This is a genomic window from Companilactobacillus alimentarius DSM 20249, assembly GCF_002849895.1.
GTDB classification, from domain to species: Bacteria; Bacillota; Bacilli; order Lactobacillales; family Lactobacillaceae; genus Companilactobacillus; species Companilactobacillus alimentarius.
Genome location: NZ_CP018867.1, coordinates 2,103,299 through 2,125,682, shown reverse-complemented (window position 1 = coordinate 2,125,682; position 22,384 = coordinate 2,103,299). Strand labels below are relative to the sequence as shown.

The following is a 22,384-nucleotide window of genomic DNA, read 5'->3' as shown; positions in this document are numbered from 1 at the left end:
CGTTTCATTTGTGAAGCTATTTTTATTTAAAAATTTTTAATCGGTTGTGAAAATACAGTACTTACCATTTACCCAACCAGCATTAACTTTGTACCAAGTTTGACCATCAACAATCTGTTTTGAAGTTACTCTCCAAGTAGTTCCATCAGCCAAACGAGTTCCTGTGAACTTGTTATTCGCAGCAGGACTATTGTAGACGTTAACCCCGTATCCTGGAATATAGTTAATCTTCGCCATTCCTTCAACACTGGTTACATAGTTAGATCCCTTAACTTGGACATCATTAGCACTGACCCACTGATTAGTTGCCACACGATACCAGATTGAACCATCAGAATGTGTCGCCTTTTGATCTATCTTCCAATCAGTTCCATTCGATAAACTGACAGCTAACAGATCATGTTTTGAATCATAGACTTTAGCACCCGGATTAGCGACGATCTTAACGATGTCTGGATAAGCTTCTACTTTATCCTGAGTATAATCGCCATCTGATTGTTCTGACTTAAGAGTCACATCGCTAGCTTTAACATAACAATCATTGCCGACAAAGTAGAATTTGTTGCCAGAGTTGTCGACTACATACTTCGTTGTAATCCAAGCTGACTGATAAGGCAGAATTCGATTAGTTGCTGTACTTAAATTAGGCAGACGATAAACAACTGAACCCTTAGCGTTGATGACAATTGCCGTATCAGCTATAGCAACTGGTGGATTAGTTTTCTCAGAAGCTAATTGAACGTCACTAGCTTTGACGAATTCATTCGTCGCAACTTGATAGTAAGTTGTTCCATCGCTAGTAACCACTTTTGAGGTTACTTTCCAATCAGTGTTATAGGCCAATGAACGATTAGCCACAACCTTATTGGGATCAGCATTGATATAAATTGTTGCCGCATTTTTATTTGTAACAGTAGCTACGTCACTCATTTGTGTCTGAGTTCCGTTAATTTCATTTTCATTTCCAGTACCATTTGTACTGGCTTTTCCATCATATTGTGTCAAATTAGAGCTCTCAATTATATTATTTAGTACCGATGCATAAGTTGGTGCAGTTGCGTAACGTCCTTGCAGCCAAGCTGTAGCATCTTTATAAGACGATGTATTCTCACGCCAAGTTCCTCTATAAAAAGTACTATCGCCTTGAATACCATTTCTTAATTTATCACCATTGTCGGCGAATGATTCATATGGAGATGGGTATTTTCTAAAGTTATCATAAATTGTGTAATAACCCTTATCCGCACTCCACTCTGTCGTAGGCATTGAAACATAACTGCCCTGATAGCTACCTTTTATTCCAAAATAATTATTGTATTGTGAAGATAAAGTAGAAGTTCCCCAGCTACTTTCCAAAATTGCTTGAGCCAACATAACCGATGTATACAAGTTATATTTTGAAGCTGCCTGTTGAGCCATTGGGGCAACCTTGTTCAAAAAGGCTTGTTGTTGAGCCTTCGTTACACCACTAGTCGTTGCAGCCTCAGTAATAGCTTTCACAGCATTGGCTGGTAGAATACTCCGATTCTCAGTCTGAGCGTTACTCTCAATTGCATCGGCTACCTTATCATCTAAGGGAGCCCCATTTTGATCCATTACACTGGCTACCGTCGTATCCTTAGTATCAGATGTTTTCTCATCCTGATTATCAGCTTGATGATCCTCATCATCAGAGACTGCAGCCTTCACTGGAGAAGCATTTGAAGACACACCGACAGCTGCTAAGAAACTAGCCAGAGCAGTCGAAGCAACCCATTTTTTATTCATAATTTGTCTCCTCCCAAATTCCTGTCTATTTACGCCTAGACTACTATTTAATCGGAAGACAAACAATAAAACCTTAAGAAATTTGGATATTTTTAAACTTTTTTTACTATTTAAATCTCTGGTAACATTAGTCTTCGGTTGGAATGAAATCGACGTATTCGGCTTCGATCCATTCACCATCTTCTGCAATGCGATAAAAAGACTTGCCATCGTCGCCAGTTCCTTTGGCATCAGTATACCAAGCGGTTTGACCTTTGACATATTTATCTTGAAGCATCTTGCGATTGACCTCAAAATTATCAAACAAGAAGACTACGTAACGATCATCTTGCGTTACTTTAACAATTCCATTTACTTTTTCAAGCATTGTAATACCACCTTTTAACTTCATGTTAGTTATATTATACATTATCAGATAAAAAAAAGACCCGCAATACGGGTCAATTTAACTTTTTTTGGTATCCTCATGTCAAAATTCTATTCACTATTGGTATCTTGCTTAGAATCAAAATTATTACGATCGATAATAAAGTTGCTAATACCCATACGTATAGGAAATTTGCATTGATGTAATATTTGTTAACCAATTGAATCGCCAATCCGTGCACTAGATAAACACCATACGTTAACGGCGCTATTACTTCGATTACTCGGGAAAAACCTTTGGTATATTTGGGCTCATAACGCTTAAACAACATATAGATCAATGCCGCAATAATTGGAACGTTAATGCTCGAAATAACATTTAAGAATTGAAAATTCTTATTCAAACTGACAAAACTAATTAAAATATTGACTGCCATTAACAAGACCATCGCCCAAATATTCATACTTAGTTTCAAATTATGTCTATCAATTTTAGATATTCGATATCCAATAAAGAAGTAACCTACATCTTTTGATACAACAACTCGACCTAAGCCAAAAGAATTGAAATAGACACCGATATTCTTGGGAGTATTAGTTGTTAAAGTTGGTAAAGCAATGTCAATTACAACCCAAAGAATTAATAGATAGATTAGCATTTTATCATCAATTTTGTCCGCAATTGCTTTTAAAAATGGGGATAAAAGATACAGAGCAATCAAAGGATACATGAACCAATAAGCTATCAAAACTGGTTTATGATACATCATCAACAGGGTATTAGTGAAGTCTCTCATGTCAACTGGACCAGTCATAACTCGAGCTAGATAAGCCGAAATCACAGACCATGCCAGAAATGGGACAACCACTCTCACTAAGCGATGCGCAAATAAATATTTTAAATTATATGTCTTAGAACTATTCAAAATCATTGCACCACTAATCATAAAGAATAGTGGCACAGCAACCTCAGTGATTGTCACCAAGGAATTGACCATACCCCATTTTAAAGTTGCTTGTCGATTTATTAAGTCGTCAGCACAGGAATGCGCTAAGACCACTAATAACATGGCAAAAACTCTAATCGTATCCACATATATTAATCTCTTGTTCTTCAATAGTCTTTCCTCAAATCAATTGATAATAGGAATATTTTACCATTAATTTTGGGTACAAAAAAAGTCCATCGCCTTTTGATGAACTTTTTTTGAATTACTTAATACCTTTAACTGAAATCGTTGATTTATTATAGCTAATCTTGCCCTTGTAGAGCTTTTGTTGCTTAGCATACTTAAAGGCTTTCTTAAAATCAGATTTCTTTACTCGATGCATTTTCTTAAAACTAACAGTCATAGCGTTCAACTTTTGTACAGCCTTACCACTGACATCGTATTCTGAGAATGAATTATTAGTTAACATATATGAATCACTCTTGTTAATAGTTCTAATCTGTTCATTAATAACGGTACAAAGAATATTAGTATTTGATGCATTCTTTTTGGCATAATCATTATTAATAATTAAAACATTACCGTTATCAGCTTTAATCTTATCTTTGTTGACAACCTTGTCACCATTAGCCTTAGCTTCACTGATAGATGGATCTTGTAAAACAGCAGCATCTACACTGCCATCCTTTAAGGCACTGACACGATCGGCCTCAGAATCAATTTGTTTTAATTTTACATTGGATAACTTCAATTTATTTTTCTTTAGAGCTTTCTTCAAATAAAATCTTGAATAATTGCTCTTATCTACAGCAATTGTTTTATGTTTTAATTTCTTAACGCTCTTATATTTCTTATTAGCAACAAGTCCATAATAACCAGGCATTGTTCCTGCAATCTTCCAATTGGAGTGTTTCTTTGACAAAGCAGCATAATTAACCAAATCAGTTACAGCTGCATTGACAGTTCCAGATTCAATCGCATTATTCAAATCCTTAGTTGAGTCATAGGCTTTCACATCGGCACTTAAATTACTCTTACTATAACTATTTAAATTCTTACCCATAGCAGCAATTGCAGAGGGAACATTCTTAGTTGTTCCAATCGTATACTGCACTTGACTATTACTGTCAGTATCGGCAGCCGAGACCTTCTTAATTCCAATAAATGAAAATGAACTAAGAACTAAGAGACAAACTGCTAAAAAGATACTTATTTTCTTTAAGATCTTCAATATAAAAACTCCCTTTACGTTATTATTCACTTTTCATAATAACGTAAAGGGAGTTGTCTTTTCTACCTTATCAAGGTTAATTGAGAGAAACTTTAGAATTATTTATTCTATAGAATCATTACCAATGGATATTATTTGAAAGAGTATAATCTAGACTAAATTATTTTCATCTAAAAAACACTTATTAAATATTTGATTATGATAAGAATCGCATACTTTATGACAAACCACACTAAAATATAATCTTATATACTAAGATAAATCTATAGAAAATGATTATCTTTTCGCAAGAATAATATGGTCATGCTCCCTTACATGGTTATTTTTCTTAATCACCTCCATAAGAATTGAAAGTTTTCTATAATATTAATAATATTTTATGTTTAAATAGAAGATTGTTTTGAAAATCAAATCATTAAATGTTTTGTAGGGTGGAATTAATAAGATTTTTAAAGATTAAATTTTTAAAACAAAAATTCATAATTTAAATATATCAAAGCGGTAGAGACCATGAAGTTAATGGTCTCTTTTTTGATTTTTAAATTTCATATTCTAAAAAAAGCAAAAAAAAAGACTCGCTTACGCGAGTCCTTTGATTTCAGTAATTAGAAATTACTTGTATGAAACACCTTCACCGGCTTGTAACCATTGGTTAGTAGCAACACGGTAGTATGTATTTCCATTAGCATCAGTAGCTGTTCTGTCAACTCTCCATGCTGATGGTGAAGCAAGACTCAAGTTACGAGCTTCGCCATTGTCACCGAACAATGTCATAACATAGCCCTTTGATTTTGTCAAAGTAGCAACGCCAGAAACAGTCTTAATGTTTTGAAGACCTGTGTTTTCACCCTTCTTAGCATATGTTACGTTGTTAGCGTCGATCCATTCGCCAGTAGCAACACGGTATTGTTTGTCACCGTTAGCATTTGTACGAACCTTGTCTGTCAACCATGCTGTGTTTGCGCCCAAACCACGGTTTGAAACAGTAACATTATCATCATTCTTCAAAGTATAGAATGAGTTGTCACTCTTTGTTGTAACTACTCCATCAATATCTGAAGTTGTCCAACCTGCGGCTTCTGTAGAGCCAACATTGATTTCACGAACAAATGTCACTGAAGCACCATTGTTTGTGTCACCTGCAGCAATATAACCATTATTTGTGTTTGCATATGAAACACCATTAATAGTATATGAACCATCAGCGTTTGATTCTTGTGCTGTCAAGTAATTATCTAAAGCACTACTCTTTGTTGATGTAAGAGTAACACGTTGGTAATATGTAGTATTAGCTTTAAATAAACCATCTGTTAATACAGCATCGCCAGTTGTGTTTGTTGAATTTTCAGCACCCTTAAGTGTTTTAAAGTAGTTAGCAGTTGGTGTTACTGATGCAACTTCATCAGTATTACCAACTAATTCCTTAGCATTTTGGTCTTTCAATGAAAGATTTAATGAACTTTGTAATTGTGTATTGGCAGCCTTTGAACCAGCTTCAACACTGATTGGTGTTGTGTATGTAGCAGCAGCTTTTGTAACTGATGTTGTAGCGGCAGCCTTAGCATACTTAAAGTTGATTGTCTTTGTACCTGTTACAGCAGCTGCATCAGATGATGTCTTGTATGAGTATCCAAACTGAATTTGAACACCGCCACCTAATTGGTTTGACAATCTTGTATTGATATCTGAAGTTGACATTGCATTACTTGCAACATTACCGTTTTCATCAATAGCATATGCTTGTACTGAAGTAATCTTTGTATCAGTTGCACCAGCAAATGAGTTGCTTTCTACTGGATTACTTACCTTTGAACTAGCAATCAATGGATCACCAGCAAATGTTGCGGCTGACAATGATAGGTTATTACCAGTTGTTAAGCTAGTTGTTGGAATATCAGCACCAGTAGCAAATGTTTTATCAGCAAATTGGCCTAACCAAGCATTTGCATCTGTGTTATTTGTATAACTTGCATCTGCAGCTTGTACAGTAGTTTCTGAAGCACTTGAAACAACAGGAGCAGCAACTGGTGCAACAGCTAGAAGTGTAGCAGCAGCGATTCCTGCGTATTTAATAGATTTTTTCAATGTTAATCCTCCCCTGGACTACAAGAATTTATTATTTTAATTGTCGTGGGGCTATCCCACTGACAACCATTATATGAAACAACGGCTTGTGAATCAACTGAAATTTAAAAAGTCCCTACTTTTGTAACACTTCTGTATTAAATATCACAGTTTTGTAACATTTATTGCAGAAAAGCACTCAATTCAACATTTTTCAAGAGAAAATGACTAAATATTATGCATTTAATGTTTTAAGTATTGACATCACAAATTTCAATAACCCAAAAGAGCCTACTCTTATTCTATTCTAAATAAGACGCAGGCTCAAGGTTTATACCTTAAATATTTTAATAATTTTTATCAGTAGTTGAAAGGGCTTCGAATACTTGGCTTTCAATCCGTTCAACATATTTGGCACTAGATACTTCTTGATAAAGTTGCACAGTACTTTTTTCAAATAATTTACTGGCACTGATTTTTTCCATGGCGCTTTTTACGGTTGCTGGATCTAAGTCCGTTTTAACATAGTCCAAAACTAAGTTCTTATTATGACCATCTGCTGTCTTAAATTTCAATTGTAATCTTTTCATAATTTATCCCCTTTTATTTAACGTCTAGTGTGTTGTGTTTGATTACTTCTGTTCCATAAAGTAAATCGCCGTCAGATAGCATTAGAAGTCCTTGAGTGAACAGTGCAATTTGTTCTTCAGTTGGTTTTTCTACTATATTATTAAAAGTTTTTGCTCGCTTGCCATTTGGATAATTATCATTAGCCATTGTTACGATAATAGATGTTTTCTTCCACATTATGATTACCTCTTAATTTTATTTTGTAAGAACTTATCAGCCGGCTTCAAGTAACTTACACAAATAGTAACGTTTGAAAGTATCCAAAACGGAAATATTTCTCGTAAATTTTTTGAACATGTTATAATGCTACCAGCACTTATATGGAGGATTTTAAACATGAAAAAAGCTTTATTACTAGCAACGACTGGGGTGGCTCTATTGCTAGCTGGCTGCAGTAACAACAGCTCTTCGTCAAAGTCTACAAGTACTGACAACAGTAATGCTACTTATAAGACGGAAATGACTAAGGGGAATGATGCCGTAACTGACAAGAAGTATTCAAAGGCTGTTGATCACTTCACTTCTGCAAGCAAAGCTAAAAAGACTGACAAAGCTCATGATTCTAAGATTCAGGCTCAAAACTTAATCAAGGCTAAGAAATTGATGAACCATCGAGAATTCAATGCTGCTAAATCAGCTTTGAAGACTGTTAAGAAACAAGACAACGGTAATAAAAAGATGGTCTCACGTGCCAAAACGCTTTTAGCACAAATTAAGGATATTCAGCTCAATCGCAGTAATTTCAAGGCTGATATTAAAAATGCCAAACAATTAAGCAAAAATAATGCTAATGGTCAAGCCAAGGTATTATTAGAACAGGTAACCAACTTCAAGGGTATTAAGGGAAAATACTATTCTGACCTTTATACTCAAGCTAAATCATTGTTAGATTCATTGCCTAGTGATACGGATAGTTCTTCTACTACTGATAATAATGAGTCTAATAGTACTGATAACAGTACAACTGATACCAATAGTAGTGACAGTTCAGCAACAACTGATAGTAATAATAATTCTGACTCTTCTTCAAGTGATCAAAGCAATAATCCTGCCGCCAATGGTGACTTCGACGTCGAAAAGAAAGAAGTCGATGGCAAGACGATCACTGACGATGACATTGCTAAAGCTAGACAACAATTAACTAGCGACGGTGTCAAGAACGTTGACGCTTGGAGTGACAATGATATTGTTCGTGCTATCAAAAACGCCGCTAAAGATGGTCGTTCCACTGTTCGTCAATCTGACGGTAAAATTCAATAACTAAAAAAGTAAAAACCTCCACTAATCAAATTTGGTTAGCGAAGGTTTTTTTAGTTCATAAATTCATTTATTTGTAAAATAATCTTACTTATTTGCTGAAATTCTAAAGAATTTGTAACGTTTCTGTTAACTGTTCTTAAGACTTATTGATTAAAATCTCTTTGAGTTATAGGTTTAATGTGAACCGCAAAGTAAGACGAGGAGGTTTAATGATGAAAAGGAATAAAGCTTTAATCGGCTCAGCACTTGCTCTATTGATTGCCCCAACTGTTCTGTCTAATTTGTCGCCTCAAGACGTAAGTGCGGCAGAAACTACACAACAAAGCGGGTTAGTTGGTACTGTTCGTCGTGGCAGCGGTATTCTAGTGAATAACCAAGGTCAGACTATTACAAGTACTTACCTTCCCAACTTCAGCTCTTGGAAACTTGGTCCTTCAACTCAAATTAATGGCATCACTTATTATCAAGTTGCTACTAATGAATGGATTGCTGCTGACAGTATTGATATCAGCAATGCCAACCATCAAGTAACTAATCTTAGTTCTGATACAAGCAACCAAATTGATGTCAATGCAACAAAGATTGGAACGACAAAGTGGGCTTCTGCTGTGGTTAACAGTCAAGGTCAGGCAATTACTGGTGTCACATTACCAGCTGGTACTTCTTGGAAATTAGGTGCTTCAATTAATATTAATGGCAACGTTTATTTGCAAGTTGCTACTAACGAGTGGGTCGCTGCTAACGACTTGAATATTCAAGTTACTGAGCCAGTAAATGCTACTCAAAGTACATCTGCAACTACAACGAATAATACAGCGACAACTGATACGCAAACTCAACAACAGCCACTAGTTGGTACTGTCGTTGATGGTCCTGCCGATTTGTATGATACTTCAATGGATTCTTTCTCAGATCGTCAGTTGCAAAATGGCACTAACTGGAAGATTGGTCAAATGGTTCAAAATAAATACGGTCATACCTTCTATCAAGTTTCAACTAACGAATGGGCACAAAGTTCTAATATTCATTTAAATCAAAATGATGCCGAAAACAATGTGACAAATGAACCCGAATTTGCAACATCCGTTACACAATAGCGAGGATAATTGTATTAATATTTGAATATTTCATATTTTCTTCACATTTATCGGTTAATATTGTAATTGGTAGACAAGAATTATGATTTACCAGATTGAGACATAATAAATAAACAAACTAATATAATTACCTCCCTGATATAGATGACCTCCAAAAAAATGGAGGTCTTTTTTTGTCTCCAAATCAGCGAAATCAAAGGCTTTTTCAATCTTTGATTCCGTTTTCTCAAAAATAGTATTGCCAAATATTTCTTTAATGATACAATGATGTTACAGAAATGTTACAGAGATGTAATATTTGTAATATAAGGAGAAGAAGTAATGTTAAATAATTTTTTCCATCCATCTTTACAGCCCAAAACATAATATAATCCCATCTGGTCTCTGAATAAGGCTTAACAAAGCCAAGGGACTTTTTATTAGATTTACATAACGGCAAAAATTCTGCAATTTTAATTCATTTATTGCTAATGCTCTGTGTCAGCTTTAAAATATATAGTTATGTGGGCTAAGGTGGTGATTCATGAAACTGTTTTTAAATATTTGCTTTACAAATTTCAACATTAGGGAGATTTAATACAAATGAAACACAATACTATTAAACTGCTGAGTAGCATTTTGTTGGCAACATCAGTCTTAACACTCAGTGCCTGTTCCAATAGTAGTCAAGATTCCAAAGGTTCTAAGGATACAGCCGTCAAAACGGAGTCGAGCAAAAAAGCTAAAAAAAGCGACTCCAAGAAAAAGAGTTCTAAAAAGAATAACCACTCAACAAAAAAAGTAACTTCCTCTACTGACTCTCAAAGTGATAATTCTCAACAGACTCAACAAGCTAATACTTCGACTGATAACCAAGCCACTCAGTCAAGCGACAGCAATGATAGTCAATCAAATCAAACGGCTAGTCAATCTCAAAATCAGGGTACTAATCAAGCTCAGAATCAAAACACAGCAAACAACACTCAACAACAAGCTACGAACACTAACGATTCAGTAATTATTAAAACCGCTCAACAAGCACAAAGTTTAGTAGCACATGCTAACGGTGGCGCTGCCCCTGGGTCATTTATTGTTGAAGCTAAGGCTGATGGCTACCACGTTTACTTAGATCATTTAGACAATCCCATAGTCACGGTTGTTAAACCAAATGGTGATTTCTATGATGTCAATGGTAAGCTTCTCGCAAAATATAGTACGGTCTCAGCTCCTGATGGTGGGGATAATTCTCAATGGTATCCATCGTACTAAAAAAGGCCTAGCACGCGGCTAGTCCCATCTACACAGTTTCAAGTTCTAAAACAAACTTAATTAATTTTCTAATTCCATGATCTCCAAAAAAACTTTTGCATATCGTTCTTTCTTTTTACTACTTAATAAATAAAAAGCCCTTCTGAACTGATTGCCATATGTATCAAGCTCTGTTTGATCAAAGATATCGCCTAGTTTCAAATCCAATACTTTTAAAATACTTTCTAAACGTGAAAGAGAAATATCGTTTCTATTCCCTCGTTCCAAGCGCGATATCAAATCTGGAGACACATGTGCTTTTTGCGCCAATTGTTCTATGGTTAATCCCATATCGTTACGTTTACTACGAATAAATTCAAAGCGTTTAGCCATAGACATCACCTCTTAATCTAAACTATTCTAAAATTTCTTAGATGGCTAAAACTTGATAATAATCATAAAGATATTGCCAATATTCTATATTAGGATTAATATTAAAAGGTACGTGATTACTTTTTTAAGTCTGATTTTATACATAGTTGTCCTCATTTCAAAAACCAAATTACATTCTTAAAATATTGTTTTCGGGTGGAATCAGATAATGTAATTTTTAGGTTTTATCCATGAATTATGTAATAGTCATTGATATACAACTCTTAATAAATGCGGTAGTTTATTAAGTCAGTTATTCCCTCAAATAACTAAACGTTAATATTATGACATCAACTTAATGGTAATTGCGTACCTGGCTACGTTAATCCGTAGCCTTTTTATATAAATATCAAATTTTAAGTTATTCCTAAGTGACTGATGAATAATACATTTATTAAAATCATAGGAGATTTAAAAATGAATAAGAAAAGAATCGCTCTAGCTTCAACTTTAGCAGTATTACTTGCACCAACAGTTCTAGGAACTATTTCCGGTCAAACAACTGTCCAAGCCGACCCAATTGTTATGAGCGGCGACACCATCAACAACCCTGTTGGTACAGTTGATTACGGTGGCACTTATGCCTTTGACGGTAATGGAAATAAAACTAGCCTATTTCTTTCAGGAAAATCATCTTGGAAACTAGGCAAAGAAATCACGATCAACAATCAAAAGTATTACGAAATCGGTTCAAATGAGTACGTAAGTTTGCAAAACATCACCGTTACCGATGGCGTTCCAAAAGCTCTTCCATTTCTTATCAAAGACACTGCAGCTTCACAAACTGGTACTCTTAAATATGCTGTAAAGGTAATTAATCAATACGGCGAACCAAGTGGAAGAATTCTTTCTGCCGGCTCTTCTTGGAAACTAAACAACCTGTACTTCATTAACGGAAATACTTATTATAAGGTTTCCACATATGAATATGTACCTGCCGATTCAATTAGACTGAATCCAATTAATTCAGCTACAACAAATCAAAGTACAACAAATTCAACAACTAAAAAAGTTGGTACCGTAATATCCACTGCTCATGTTATTAATTCAGCAGGTAGCTCATTTGGCTTAACACTTCCTGTTGGATCTTCATGGCAGTTGGGACCATCAGTTATGATCGGCGATACTTACTATTACTTAGTCGGAACCAACGAATACATCCCAGTTTCTAGTGTACATGTCAACGGAACTCATGCAGTTGATAAGCCAAGTAATCCTGGAACCACTGGAACAGCTCATCCAGTCAACACCGTTATAAAACTTTATAATGCCTCAACTATCTTAGACGATAATGGCAATGACACTGGTAGAATTCTTCCAGCTGGCTCTTCATGGCGTGCTGATCGAACTAAGACAATGCACAATTACGTATACTATCGTGTTGCTACTAACGAGTGGGTTACAGACGGTGGCTACTATGGTAGCACAGATATATTTTTCAATGGTCCAGCCAATGTCACATTGAATAAAGATGTCCAACTATATGACACTTCATCCAATTCCATGACAAGAACATTAACTAAAGGATCCTCTTGGAAAGTTGATAGATCCGTTCAAAACATTAACGGTCAATTCTTCGTTCGAGTTTCATCTAATGAATGGATTCGACTAGAACGAGGAACATTCGTCGATTACTCAGATAGTAACAATTCATATAATGGATTCGCCTATTCCGCAACTTACGAACCAAATTTTGCAACTAATATCAATTAGTCCTTATTAAAATAAGTAACGGAAGAAACATTTCATGGTCCTATCTGACTATGAAATGTTTTTTCTTAATCAAACCAACTAAAATTGACATATTGAATACCCAACTAATTGTATATTATATTATATAACACTTTATTAGCTTTTTGTACATTAGTTGTACCTCAATTATAACCAAAATCAAAATGATGGGTGATGTATAATTCAAATGAACATTTCGAAAACCGATTTTGGCATCCGCTTAATGAAATTGCGCAAGAGCAAACGTCTAAGTATGCAGGAATTAGCTGACATTATTGGTGTCAGACTATCAATGAGTGGGAAAAAGGCCGTGGCTTACCTAAAAAGGCAACTATGGATCGTATTTCAACTGTACTGAATACTAGTGACAACTATCTCTACTATGGCGACCTTAAAGATGTACTGGAAAATAAAGTTCTTAAGGTCATCAATAATTATGGTTACAAATCAAATGTTACTTTTAACAAATTGATTGGTGTAACCAATGGGAACTTCCATCCTGATGATGTTATTGTCCGCCATATCACTAAATTAAAAGATCATGTTTTAAGAGACGATGAGACCAGTGTTGAGGATCGTATTTTCAAGGAAACCTATCCAGGACTATTTCAAATCTTCACTTCTAAGGGGGTAGATTATGAAACTAATCTTGAAGAAATAGATCGAATTACTAATCCCTACTTTCAAAAAATCTACGTTGAACAAGTTTTATCTTTTGAAGGTCAAGCCATGGACGTCTTGCACGAACTTGAAAATCGTTCGACTTATTCTAAAAATACTAAATGGCCTCAAAAGGATTTTGATGAAGTGGCCAAAAAATTCATAAAAGACGGTTCACTCAATTGGGATGGTACAAATTATCAAATAGATTCTATGAAACAATTAGTCCAACAGTACTACCGCGATAAATTAAATGACGAACTAGTAGAAACACGTCTCAGAATAAAAAATTTATTGTCTGAGGAAAATCAAATTGAAGAACGATTTCTAAAGTAAGCTCAGTCATTTGTACATTTAATGTACTAAACTCTATATAGGGAGGGGAAAAAACATAGTTAAGTCAAAAAAAATCAGTTTTTTGATAAGCTGATTCTACTCGTCTGCCTTATATTGCTTTTAGCGGCTTTTATTGTTCCGCAAGTACATCGTAGTTACTATTCTGCACCACTTTTTTACTTTTCAGGTAATCAGATAACCTTGGAAAACAATGACACACATCGGCTTAATAAGTACCAAAAAAAGCAATTCATTAAGATGGCTCAAAGTGCCGTAGATAAGCGCGATGGCCCTTTTGATTGGGGTAACTATCAAACTGTTTCCATTGATGTCTACCGAATGAAGGGAAATCACGAGTATGCTCTAATCTATCGCATCAAACCACACATTCTTTCAGATAAATACATTATTACTAATTCAATGGTATTGAAGCTCAAATACCGAGACTTAAAAGAATATCAAAAATTTACCATCAAGAAATATTATTCCGATTTTTCTAAATTCCTGATGGACAACTAAAATGATTGGAAATAAAAATGCTTAATCCTAAAATAATGAGAAATATTTTTATAAAGCTAATGTTCCTAGCTTCATTTGTATACTTTGCCTGTTTTCGTTTTCTAATGATTCCTTCAGGAGATGATTATTTCTGGTACGGAGAAAATGGTAATTACTTACTGCATCATTTCTTTTACGGACCACAAAATATTTACGGAGGTAGCAGTAACGGACGTTACCTAGGCAATCTTCTTGAAATAATAACGATGCACAAATTATCGGTGGCAATGATTGTCTACACAGTTTTTTGGACGTTGTTACTATGGTGTCTTTGGTACCTATCTCGCAAAACTATTTCTAGTTTGCTTTTATCCTTTTTGTTTATCTTTACCTTACAAGATGCTTTTATCAATAACGTCTTAACTTGGAATGCAGGCTTTGTAAATTACGTTCCGCCAATCGTTCTCAGCTTGATTTACATCGTTATCGTTGATCATGGAACTTCAAAGAAACTAAACAAATTTATGATAATACCAGTATTCATTTTAGCTCTAGCTGCTGGCTGGTTTAGTGAAGTTTGGACCATTTCCCAAGTATTTCTTGGTTTAGCAGTCATTATTTATTTCTACTTCAAAAAAGATTTAAAGGGCTATCACATAGCCTATTTAGTTGGAAGTATTGTCTCAGCGTTTACTATGTTCATCCACAAAGGCTATCGTGATATTAGCACGTATCGTCATACTTCATACGATTTAAATACAATTTGGGACACGTATTCCAAGGTTACTCATTTCTGGCTGATTACGTTTAACCTAATTTTGATAGTCGCAATCCTATTAGCTATCTTTGTACTGGCTTTAAGAAGTAACGTTAGAATGGAAAATAAACTAATAATTTCTATCCTTTCAATAATCTTTTTAATCTACTACATTTTAATAACTAATTTCTTCCATAAAAATTTTCATTTGAACCCAATGTACGGATATAAAACGGTTGCTGCAAATATTGCCGTACCCGAAAGTTTAGTCAGTATCGGATTTATAATCTTTATCGGTTACTGTATCTTCATCTTCTTCAAGCAGGATTATAAACTCTGGCTCTACTACTTATTGAGTGGTGTAATTGCCGGACAATTATTATTCGTCTCCTCACCAGTAAATAGTCGTGGTTATTTCTTATCGTATGTCCTTATGTATCTCATTAGTATGAGATTTGTTCTAACAGCCTTAGATAAATTGATGATTCCTAAACCAGTAATAGATATTGTTATGCTGATAACTATCATTGTTTGTGGGACCATCTATCTATCAATGATGTATACCAACTATCATGCAAACCTAGAGCGTGTCAGCAATCCTGACTATTACAATGGTAAAGTGGAATTAACTCAGCATGTGCCATTTGTTAAATTGGTCTGGTTCAATGACCTAATGAATCAACAAAACGCTCCTTACTGGAAGGATCATGTCTTCGGGTATCAACGTATTCTTAAATAATTTTCAAAGGGTGAATCTAAAAGACAATTGTCTTCTAGATTCACCCTTTTTTTGCACAAAAAAATCCTTTAGAGAACGCTTCTCGTACTCTAAAGGAATGTTGAAACAAGTTAAATTTAAAGATCAGTTCTACTTCTTAAGGTTCTTTTCGGCCCAGTCACGAACGTCGGCATCCTTCATGTCCAAGAATGGCTTTTCAGCTTCTTCGGTTTTAACTGTGTCGTGATTGTTGTTTTCCATGAAATAATCCCAAATAGCATCACGGACAACTGTCTTATCGTCACTCCAGTCGAAAGCCTCGCTCATCTTTAGGTTTAATACTTCTGGTTCTTTTGCAATGGCTGCATCAGCCATCTTTGATGGATCTACTTCTGCCATAATTCAACAACCTCCTTAGTTACGAGTTCATTATAGTTCTATTCTGGAAAAGTGACACAATAAATGATCATTATTTTTTATTATTGTTGCAATTGGCATTATTTTTTCTTTTTGGACTTCTTTCCGAGGGTTGAATGTCTAATTCCATAAGCAAAATAAATGATTAATCCAATGGCGAACCAACCGCCAGCATACAGTTTAGCTTGAATATCCAAGCCCCAGAAAACTACCAATGATCCTAAAAATCCTAACGCTGGTAAAACTGGATAAAATGGCACCTTGAAATCAGGATCTTGGATGTCCTTTCCTTCACGTTTTCTTAACGGATAAATTCCTAAAGAAACAAACATAAAGGCAATCAAGGTTCCTGCTGAAATCAATTGAGCTAAAAAGGAAAAGGGACAAACTGCTCCTAAAATGATTCCCACGATGGAAAGAACTAAAAGTGCATTATTAGGCAAATTCTTATCATTTAATTTACCGAGCCACTTAGGCAGCATTCCGTCACGTCCAAATGAATAAATCAATCTAGAACCTGCCAACATCATTCCAATCAAAGCTGTGAACATCCCGATAACCGCAATTGCCTGAATCACACTTGCAACAACTGGATGTCCTGCTTGACGAAGTGCCCAGCCAACTGGTTCCGCATTATTCGTATAGGAAGAATAATTAAACATTCCTACTAAAACTAAAGCTACGGCAATAAACAAAGTCACAGCAATCAACAGTGAACCTAGGATTCCCCGTGGCATTGTTTTACCGGGATTCTTAGCTTCAGCTGAATTGGCTGCAATTGAATCAAAACCAATATATGACAAAAAGATCATTGAAACACCAGCATAAATCCCTTGCCAACCACCAAAGGCTGTTCCATCACTATTAAGATGATATTTAGGAACAAATGGGAAATAATTCTTTACGTGAATAGCTGTCAAGCCAACTACAATAAAAGCTAAAATTGCCAAAACTTTTAAGACAACTAAAACATTTTCTACCTTAGCAGCACCACTGACACCGTGAGAAAGCAACCAAGCTACCGCTGCAATCACAACTACAGCTACTAGATCTAAAACTCCACCATTACTTCCCAAAGTATTAGCAATAGCATTGGGAAAATGAACCCCTAAAGGTGCCATTAAGCCTCGAAAATTAGCCGATAATCCTGAACCGACAAACGCCAAGGCAATAAAGTATTCGGCCAACAAGGCCCAACCAGCTACCCAGCCGAAGAACTCACCAAACATCACATTGATCCACGAATACGCTGAACCTGCAAAAGGCATTGCTGCCGCCATTTCCGCATAGGCGAATGCCACTAAGCCGGCTACGATTGCAGCAATAATAAACGAGAACACCACTGATGGACCAGTGTGTTGTGCCGCAACTACCCCTGGCAAAGTAAAAATTGAAGTCGAGACAATTGTCCCAACACCCAGGGCTAAAAAGTCTTTTACTGTTAAGACTCTAGCTAAATGTGAGTCTTTATCCTCATAAATACTTGGATCTTCCTTTAAAGTCAATCGCTTAAAAAAGTTACTCATACACATACTCCTCAATAATTAGAAAATATCAATATTTCTGTCGGGATTGATACTCTAATTAATTACAACTCTATTTCGAAATTGAAATATTAACTATTTTAATAGTTTTTTAATTTACTTGCAAGATTTTTATAATTTTTAAAACTGGTATAAGCATAAGCAATCCCGATATTATCGCGTGATTAACCATTTTATTGAATCAATCCAATTATTAAAATTTGTTTAAGATAAAACTTTATGATTCACCTTGAAGATAATAAAATACCCGTATTAATTGAAATTTATCAACTAACACAGGTATTTTCACATTTAACTTTTATAAGAATGAACGTAAGATCTCTTTCATTGGTGGTAATTCTGGAAGACTCTTCTTGTCAATAACGTGACCTAAGCCAAATTTAGCATAGCCATGAGCTTCGTCCATCATAATCTTTCCTGGAAGTGGGGCTTCATCGTTAACGGCTACATCCAACAAAACTGGTTTTTCAGGATTACGATACTTCTCAATTGCTTCACTGAATTCCTTATCAGTGGTTATTCTCTCGCCAATACCACCACAAGCTTCAGCAAATTTAGCGAAATCAATACTTGGTAAACTGATACCATAATTTTGTTGACCTGCTGACTGTTGTTCGTACTCAATAAAGGCTAATAGTTTATTATTCAAAACTACAAACAACATTGGAAGATTGTATCTTACCGCTGTGGCAAAATCCTGCATAACCATGGAAAAAGCACCATCTCCAGCAATAGCATACACTGGCCGATCGGGCATATCCATTTTTGCGGCAATTGCTCCTGGCAAAGCACAACCCATTGTTCCTAGCCAAGCTGAAATTGTATACATCTGGGATGATTTAGCAGTCAAAAATCTAGCACCAAAGGCTGTTGAAGTTCCAACATCAATTGACCAAACAGTATCACTTGGAGCACTCTTACTAATGTTATGGAACATCAATGAAGGCAAGACGCCCTCGTGTTTTTTGGTATAAACATCATGCATCCAACTACGCCATTGTCCCATCTTAGAAACGGCTAAATCTAAGAAATGACGTTCTTTGACGGGTTCTCCCAAGGCATTCAAGCGACTCAAAACCTCTTTAGTATCGCCTTGAATAGCTAAATTAATATGGCGACGCTTGCCTATTCTATCGGCGTTGATATCTACTTGAATGGCGTCAACTTTTTTATTCAGATATGGTGCGTAAGGATAATCAGTTCCAAGCATTATTACCAAATCAGCTTTTTGCATCATTTCAAAAGCGGGTTTAGTTCCTAATTTACCTAATTGTCCCAAATTATATGGATGATCATCATCAACCAAGCCCTTAGCTGGCATGGTTAAAATAATCGGCAACTTGTATTTTTCAATGAATTCTTTTGTTTCAGCTTTAGCATTTTTGATTCCGACGCCAGCCAAAACAATTGGGTTGGAGTGAATCTTCATCATTTCCAAAGCCGCTTTGATTTTGTCATCGTCAACCTTGTAATCATCTAACTTAAATTTATCAACGCTCGGTGTGAAATTATCTTTGATCATATGGGCTGGTATATCATCAGGAATCGTTAAAACAGCTACACCTTTCTTGGCAATAGCGGTTCTGATAGCTTCATCAGCGATTCTTGGCAAAGATTGTGGGTCCATAATGATTTTATTGTAGACGGCAACATCATCGAACAACACATGCGTGTCAACTTCTTGGAAGAAATCAGTATTCAAAAGTTTGGATTGGACTTGTCCTAAAATTGCCAAAACTGGTGCGTGATCCATTTTGGCATCGTACAATCCATTAAGTAGATGAATTGCGCCAGGACCACCAATCGACAAACAAACGCCTAATTTCCCAGTTAATTTAGCATGAGCTGAAGCTGCTAAAGCGGCTACCTCTTCATGCAAGACATGTGTAAATTTTATTTTATCTTGAGCACGGTAAAGAGCATCGATTGTCGTATCAACGGAATCCCCGGGCAGTCCATAAATATTATTGACGCCCCATTTTTCTAATACTTCAATCATTTTATCAGATGCACGAACACTCATGATGGTTCCCCCTTGTATCTATTTACTTATACCGTACCACATCGTTTTCACAATAAAAGTGATTTGCTCACAGTTGCCATATCGGCTCGCTTATATTTCGATAAACAAGTTTGTGAATAATATATTATGACTAATTCTATTTTCGTGATTTTCTGTTATTATGTACTTAGATGTTTGCAGGGGGATTTATAAATATGGTCAAACAGTTCCAGCTTTATCGCTGGTTACGCTTTTTCTTTTTATTAGCGGCAGGAATACTAATCGTCATTGCTCCTATAAAAAGTTTCAATATTATTATTTATATTGTTTCAAGTTATATCGCTATTTATGGGATTCTATCCATAATTGATGGTTTGAGTATTCGTAAAAGTACTGGCGAAAATAATATCGCTATCGGTTTAGGAATTGGTGCACTCTTTTTAGCCTTAGGAGTGCTTCTATTCGCAAAATTCTTTGTAAGTTTGGTTCCACCTGTCTTAGGTATTATTTTATTGGTTAACGGCATCAACCAGTTTCGGGATTCCCATGAGATGACAAAAAGAGTTCAAATAAAACCCTACCTAGATTATCTCTATTCAGCTTTGTTAATGCTGGCAGGAATTGTATTTATTTTGAACCCTTCTAAAACAATTATTTTTATTTATCAATTATTCGGATTAAGCTTAATTGCACTAGCTTTCTTTGAAATCATAAATTCCAGAATCTATCGTCATTAGATCTGGATTTTTTTTAACGTTATTGTACTTAAGCTGTTAGTGATCGCACTGTTATCATAATGGATAGTGGCTTGCCAAGTTTGAATATTGCTACCATTTCTAATTGAGATGGCTTCGACAACAATTCGACCTAATTTCAACGAATTTAAGTTATGCAAGGACACACTCAAAATGGCTGCAGTCCCATCGCCCTCAATATTTAAGTTACCTCCAATACTGGCGGCTGTTTCTGATAACATTGCGGCAATACTACCGGCTTTTTTTGATTCCATCTCTAAATGATCTTCACTGATTTCCATCTGTAAAACCACTTTATGTTTTCCCTGTTCAACTACTTCGATACCCATATCTTTTAGCAAACTCATTTTGTACCTCAATTTTTTTCATAATTACTTAGAATTTTATTATGCAAGTGTTCTACAATCAAGTCATAGCAATTTTAATAATATCAAATTACTAAAGGAAAAGAGGCCATATTTTGGAAAATTGGTTAATCAAACGTGCAAAATTAGATCCTAACAAAGTGGCTTTAATCTTAGAGCATGCCGATTTTACCTTTCAAGAACTCAATTCATGCGTCCAACTATTTGCCAGCAAATTGTTCACTAGCGGCATTCGTAAAAATGATCCCATCGCCTTATTTTCCGATAATTGTTTTAATGGCTACGTTGCCATTCTAGCACTTCAACAGCTAGGAGCTCGGATAATCATGCTCGATACTGAACTATCCTTTGATTCCTTAGATTATCAAATAAATGACTGCAAGCCTAAGACGATTCTTATCAGCGATTCTGCCCCAACTGCCGAAATAAAAAAAGTTGCTTGGAATCAAACCATGATTTCCGATATTTTAAGTCTCAACAAAAGTTCAGACTATCATCCAATCACGGAATTTGATAACAATCAGGTGGCCTCAATTCTTTACACCCCTAATCATAATGATAACAATGATATTGGCGTTATGCTGACTTATGGCAATTATTTTTTCTCAGCTATGGGAACCTCTTTGAATCTAGGAGTCAATCAGGAAGATATCTGGATCTTGACCGTTCCTATTTTTAATACACCCGGATTCTCTATTATCATGCGCTCTCTAATCTACGGCATTGCCGTCTATCTTATTGATGGTTTCAATGTCGAACAGTTGAACAAGGCTTTGATCAACGAACGTGCTACGATTATTTCGTTAACACCTTCAATGTTACGCGAACTACTCAATGCGCTGCCTCAGGGACAAAACTATAATTCTAAATTTAGATGCGTCTTTTTAGGTTATGGTCTAGTCGACAACTGGACACTGTTACGTTGCAATATGTTAGGAATACCGGTCTTGCAATCCTATGGTATGACCGAAACCACTTCCAATATTGCTGCTTTAAGTTTTAACGACGCCGAAAATAAAGCTGGTTCCTGTGGTCAACCATTCTTCACCGAACAAATCAGGATTGCTGAAATCAATCAAGATAATATTGGCTCTATTGAAGTGAAATCACCTACAATTGCTATCGGTTACTTGAATAAACAACAATTATACCGTTCTCGATTTACTAAAGATGGTTTCTTCAAAACTGGTGATATGGGTTATTTGGATGAGGACAATTTTCTTTATCTCAAGGGTCGTAAAGAAGAATTGATTTATCGTGGCAATAAAATTATTTATCCCAAAGAAGTGGAAAACACTTATCGCAGTATCAATGGAATTAACGATATTTGTATTGTCGGTTCCCCAAACGGTGGCGATGATCAAGTACCTGTCGCCTATTTAGAGTTACAAAAAAATGCTTACTTATCTAGTGCTACTCTCAAAGAATTTGGTCGTCACAATTTGATAGACTATCAGATTCCAGTAGAATTTCGACTGATCGACAAAATGCCTAAGACAACCAGTGGCAAAATTCTTCATACTAAGCTTTTACAGTTGAATTATAAAATTATTTAAATGTTAATACGAAAGTAGGAC

At 35.5% G+C, this 22,384-nt stretch carries 21 protein-coding genes; 9 read left to right on the top strand and 12 right to left on the bottom strand.

From position 1 onward, the window contains the following. Positions 1 to 36: 36 nt before the first annotated feature. The 7 genes from LA20249_RS12000 to LA20249_RS10095 form a co-directional block, all read right to left on the bottom strand. Positions 37 to 1,767, bottom strand: coding sequence for a glucosaminidase domain-containing protein (locus tag LA20249_RS12000; RefSeq protein WP_057737604.1), 1,731 nt, complete (start codon positions 1,765 to 1,767; stop codon positions 37 to 39). A 127-nt stretch (positions 1,768 to 1,894) separates the two neighbouring features. Further along, complete coding sequence (locus LA20249_RS10120) at positions 1,895 to 2,134, bottom strand: hypothetical protein (RefSeq protein ID WP_057737606.1); 240 nt, start codon at positions 2,132 to 2,134, stop codon at positions 1,895 to 1,897. 97 nt (positions 2,135 to 2,231) lie between these two features. Then, positions 2,232 to 3,251: an acyltransferase gene (locus tag LA20249_RS10115; RefSeq protein ID WP_146983819.1), complete on the bottom strand. Its 1,020-nt coding sequence runs from the start codon at positions 3,249 to 3,251 to the stop codon at positions 2,232 to 2,234. 94 nt (positions 3,252 to 3,345) lie between these two features. Further along, positions 3,346 to 4,314 carry an ABC transporter substrate-binding protein gene (locus tag LA20249_RS10110; RefSeq protein WP_057737610.1) on the bottom strand — a complete coding sequence of 323 codons (969 nt, stop codon included), beginning with the start codon at positions 4,312 to 4,314 and terminating at the stop codon, positions 3,346 to 3,348. 612 nt (positions 4,315 to 4,926) lie between these two features. Beyond that, the gene (locus tag LA20249_RS10105) at positions 4,927 to 6,399 is read right to left on the bottom strand and encodes a hypothetical protein (protein ID WP_057737612.1); all 1,473 of its coding nucleotides are present in this window, start codon (positions 6,397 to 6,399) and stop codon (positions 4,927 to 4,929) included. A 326-nt stretch (positions 6,400 to 6,725) separates the two neighbouring features. Further along, the gene (locus LA20249_RS10100) at positions 6,726 to 6,968 is read right to left on the bottom strand and encodes a DUF2922 domain-containing protein (RefSeq protein WP_057737614.1); all 243 of its coding nucleotides are present in this window, start codon (positions 6,966 to 6,968) and stop codon (positions 6,726 to 6,728) included. Positions 6,969 to 6,981: 13 nt separating this feature from the next. Next, entirely contained in the window at positions 6,982 to 7,185 is a 204-nt protein-coding gene (locus tag LA20249_RS10095) for a DUF1659 domain-containing protein (RefSeq protein WP_057737616.1), read from the bottom strand. 159 nt (positions 7,186 to 7,344) lie between these two features. Between LA20249_RS10095 and LA20249_RS10090 the strand changes: the two genes are divergently transcribed. From LA20249_RS10090 to LA20249_RS10080, 3 genes are all read left to right on the top strand, one after another. Further along, positions 7,345 to 8,268: a hypothetical protein gene (locus tag LA20249_RS10090; protein ID WP_057737618.1), complete on the top strand. Its 924-nt coding sequence runs from the start codon at positions 7,345 to 7,347 to the stop codon at positions 8,266 to 8,268. A 212-nt stretch (positions 8,269 to 8,480) separates the two neighbouring features. Continuing rightward, positions 8,481 to 9,365, top strand: a complete 885-nt coding sequence (locus LA20249_RS10085) for an SLAP domain-containing protein (protein ID WP_057737620.1) — start codon at positions 8,481 to 8,483, stop codon at positions 9,363 to 9,365. Between the two features lie 582 nt (positions 9,366 to 9,947). Next, entirely contained in the window at positions 9,948 to 10,613 is a 666-nt protein-coding gene (locus LA20249_RS10080; RefSeq protein ID WP_057737622.1) for a hypothetical protein, read from the top strand. Between the two features lie 60 nt (positions 10,614 to 10,673). Here LA20249_RS10080 and LA20249_RS10075 read toward each other — a convergent pair whose 3' ends face one another. Further along, positions 10,674 to 10,985, bottom strand: a complete 312-nt coding sequence (locus LA20249_RS10075; protein ID WP_057737624.1) for a helix-turn-helix domain-containing protein — start codon at positions 10,983 to 10,985, stop codon at positions 10,674 to 10,676. 456 nt (positions 10,986 to 11,441) lie between these two features. On the opposite strand from LA20249_RS10075, the gene LA20249_RS10070 reads away from it, so the two are divergent. From LA20249_RS10070 to LA20249_RS10055, 4 genes are all read left to right on the top strand, one after another. After that, entirely contained in the window at positions 11,442 to 12,737 is a 1,296-nt protein-coding gene (locus LA20249_RS10070) for an SLAP domain-containing protein (RefSeq protein ID WP_057737626.1), read from the top strand. A gap of 351 nt (positions 12,738 to 13,088) precedes the next feature. Next, the gene (locus LA20249_RS10065) at positions 13,089 to 13,751 is read left to right on the top strand and encodes a hypothetical protein (protein WP_057737628.1); all 663 of its coding nucleotides are present in this window, start codon (positions 13,089 to 13,091) and stop codon (positions 13,749 to 13,751) included. Between the two features lie 201 nt (positions 13,752 to 13,952). Next, positions 13,953 to 14,270 (top strand): hypothetical protein, encoded by a 318-nt coding sequence (locus LA20249_RS10060; protein WP_057737630.1) that lies wholly within the window; start codon positions 13,953 to 13,955, stop codon positions 14,268 to 14,270. Between the two features lie 17 nt (positions 14,271 to 14,287). Continuing rightward, positions 14,288 to 15,745, top strand: coding sequence for a DUF6056 family protein (locus tag LA20249_RS10055; protein WP_057737632.1), 1,458 nt, complete (start codon positions 14,288 to 14,290; stop codon positions 15,743 to 15,745). 129 nt (positions 15,746 to 15,874) lie between these two features. Here the strand turns inward: LA20249_RS10055 and LA20249_RS10050 are convergent, their stop codons facing one another. The 3 genes from LA20249_RS10050 to LA20249_RS10040 form a co-directional block, all read right to left on the bottom strand. Beyond that, the gene (locus LA20249_RS10050) at positions 15,875 to 16,123 is read right to left on the bottom strand and encodes a P8 family protein (RefSeq protein ID WP_101836900.1); all 249 of its coding nucleotides are present in this window, start codon (positions 16,121 to 16,123) and stop codon (positions 15,875 to 15,877) included. A 98-nt stretch (positions 16,124 to 16,221) separates the two neighbouring features. Continuing rightward, entirely contained in the window at positions 16,222 to 17,667 is a 1,446-nt protein-coding gene (locus LA20249_RS10045; protein WP_057737635.1) for an APC family permease, read from the bottom strand. Positions 17,668 to 17,983: 316 nt separating this feature from the next. Further along, on the bottom strand, positions 17,984 to 19,708 hold the full coding sequence (locus LA20249_RS10040) for a pyruvate oxidase (protein ID WP_057737637.1): 1,725 nt from the start codon (positions 19,706 to 19,708) through the stop codon (positions 17,984 to 17,986). 194 nt (positions 19,709 to 19,902) lie between these two features. On the opposite strand from LA20249_RS10040, the gene LA20249_RS10035 reads away from it, so the two are divergent. Then, positions 19,903 to 20,424 carry a DUF308 domain-containing protein gene (locus LA20249_RS10035; protein WP_057737639.1) on the top strand — a complete coding sequence of 174 codons (522 nt, stop codon included), beginning with the start codon at positions 19,903 to 19,905 and terminating at the stop codon, positions 20,422 to 20,424. Here LA20249_RS10035 and LA20249_RS10030 read toward each other — a convergent pair. Next, entirely contained in the window at positions 20,421 to 20,789 is a 369-nt protein-coding gene (locus LA20249_RS10030) for a PaaI family thioesterase (RefSeq protein WP_057737641.1), read from the bottom strand. The genes LA20249_RS10035 and LA20249_RS10030 overlap by 4 nt on opposite strands. 113 nt (positions 20,790 to 20,902) lie before the next feature. Here LA20249_RS10030 and LA20249_RS10025 point away from each other — a divergent pair, with 113 nt between their 5' ends. Then, positions 20,903 to 22,363, top strand: coding sequence for an AMP-binding protein (locus LA20249_RS10025; RefSeq protein WP_057737643.1), 1,461 nt, complete (start codon positions 20,903 to 20,905; stop codon positions 22,361 to 22,363). The last annotated feature ends 21 nt before the right edge of the window (positions 22,364 to 22,384 follow it).

What these genes read in the sequence shown, in the direction of transcription:
- LA20249_RS10120 (WP_057737606.1), bottom strand. Translation starts at nt 2,134, where the DNA reads ATGCTTGAAAAAGTAAATGGAATTGTTAAAGTAACGCAAGATGATCGT.
- LA20249_RS10095 (WP_057737616.1), bottom strand. Translation starts at nt 7,185, where the DNA reads ATGTGGAAGAAAACATCTATTATCGTAACAATGGCTAATGATAATTAT.
- LA20249_RS10090 (WP_057737618.1), top strand. Translation starts at nt 7,345, where the DNA reads ATGAAAAAAGCTTTATTACTAGCAACGACTGGGGTGGCTCTATTGCTA.
- LA20249_RS10085 (WP_057737620.1), top strand. Translation starts at nt 8,481, where the DNA reads ATGAAAAGGAATAAAGCTTTAATCGGCTCAGCACTTGCTCTATTGATT.
- LA20249_RS12000 (WP_057737604.1), bottom strand. Translation starts at nt 1,767, where the DNA reads ATGAATAAAAAATGGGTTGCTTCGACTGCTCTGGCTAGTTTCTTAGCA.
- LA20249_RS10065 (WP_057737628.1), top strand. Translation starts at nt 13,089, where the DNA reads ATGGATCGTATTTCAACTGTACTGAATACTAGTGACAACTATCTCTAC.
- LA20249_RS10050 (WP_101836900.1), bottom strand. Translation starts at nt 16,123, where the DNA reads ATGGCAGAAGTAGATCCATCAAAGATGGCTGATGCAGCCATTGCAAAA.
- LA20249_RS10080 (WP_057737622.1), top strand. Translation starts at nt 9,948, where the DNA reads ATGAAACACAATACTATTAAACTGCTGAGTAGCATTTTGTTGGCAACA.
- LA20249_RS10030 (WP_057737641.1), bottom strand. Translation starts at nt 20,789, where the DNA reads ATGAGTTTGCTAAAAGATATGGGTATCGAAGTAGTTGAACAGGGAAAA.
- LA20249_RS10070 (WP_057737626.1), top strand. Translation starts at nt 11,442, where the DNA reads ATGAATAAGAAAAGAATCGCTCTAGCTTCAACTTTAGCAGTATTACTT.
- LA20249_RS10055 (WP_057737632.1), top strand. Translation starts at nt 14,288, where the DNA reads ATGCTTAATCCTAAAATAATGAGAAATATTTTTATAAAGCTAATGTTC.
- LA20249_RS10075 (WP_057737624.1), bottom strand. Translation starts at nt 10,985, where the DNA reads ATGGCTAAACGCTTTGAATTTATTCGTAGTAAACGTAACGATATGGGA.
- LA20249_RS10035 (WP_057737639.1), top strand. Translation starts at nt 19,903, where the DNA reads ATGGTCAAACAGTTCCAGCTTTATCGCTGGTTACGCTTTTTCTTTTTA.
- LA20249_RS10040 (WP_057737637.1), bottom strand. Translation starts at nt 19,708, where the DNA reads ATGAGTGTTCGTGCATCTGATAAAATGATTGAAGTATTAGAAAAATGG.
- LA20249_RS10045 (WP_057737635.1), bottom strand. Translation starts at nt 17,667, where the DNA reads ATGAGTAACTTTTTTAAGCGATTGACTTTAAAGGAAGATCCAAGTATT.
- LA20249_RS10100 (WP_057737614.1), bottom strand. Translation starts at nt 6,968, where the DNA reads ATGAAAAGATTACAATTGAAATTTAAGACAGCAGATGGTCATAATAAG.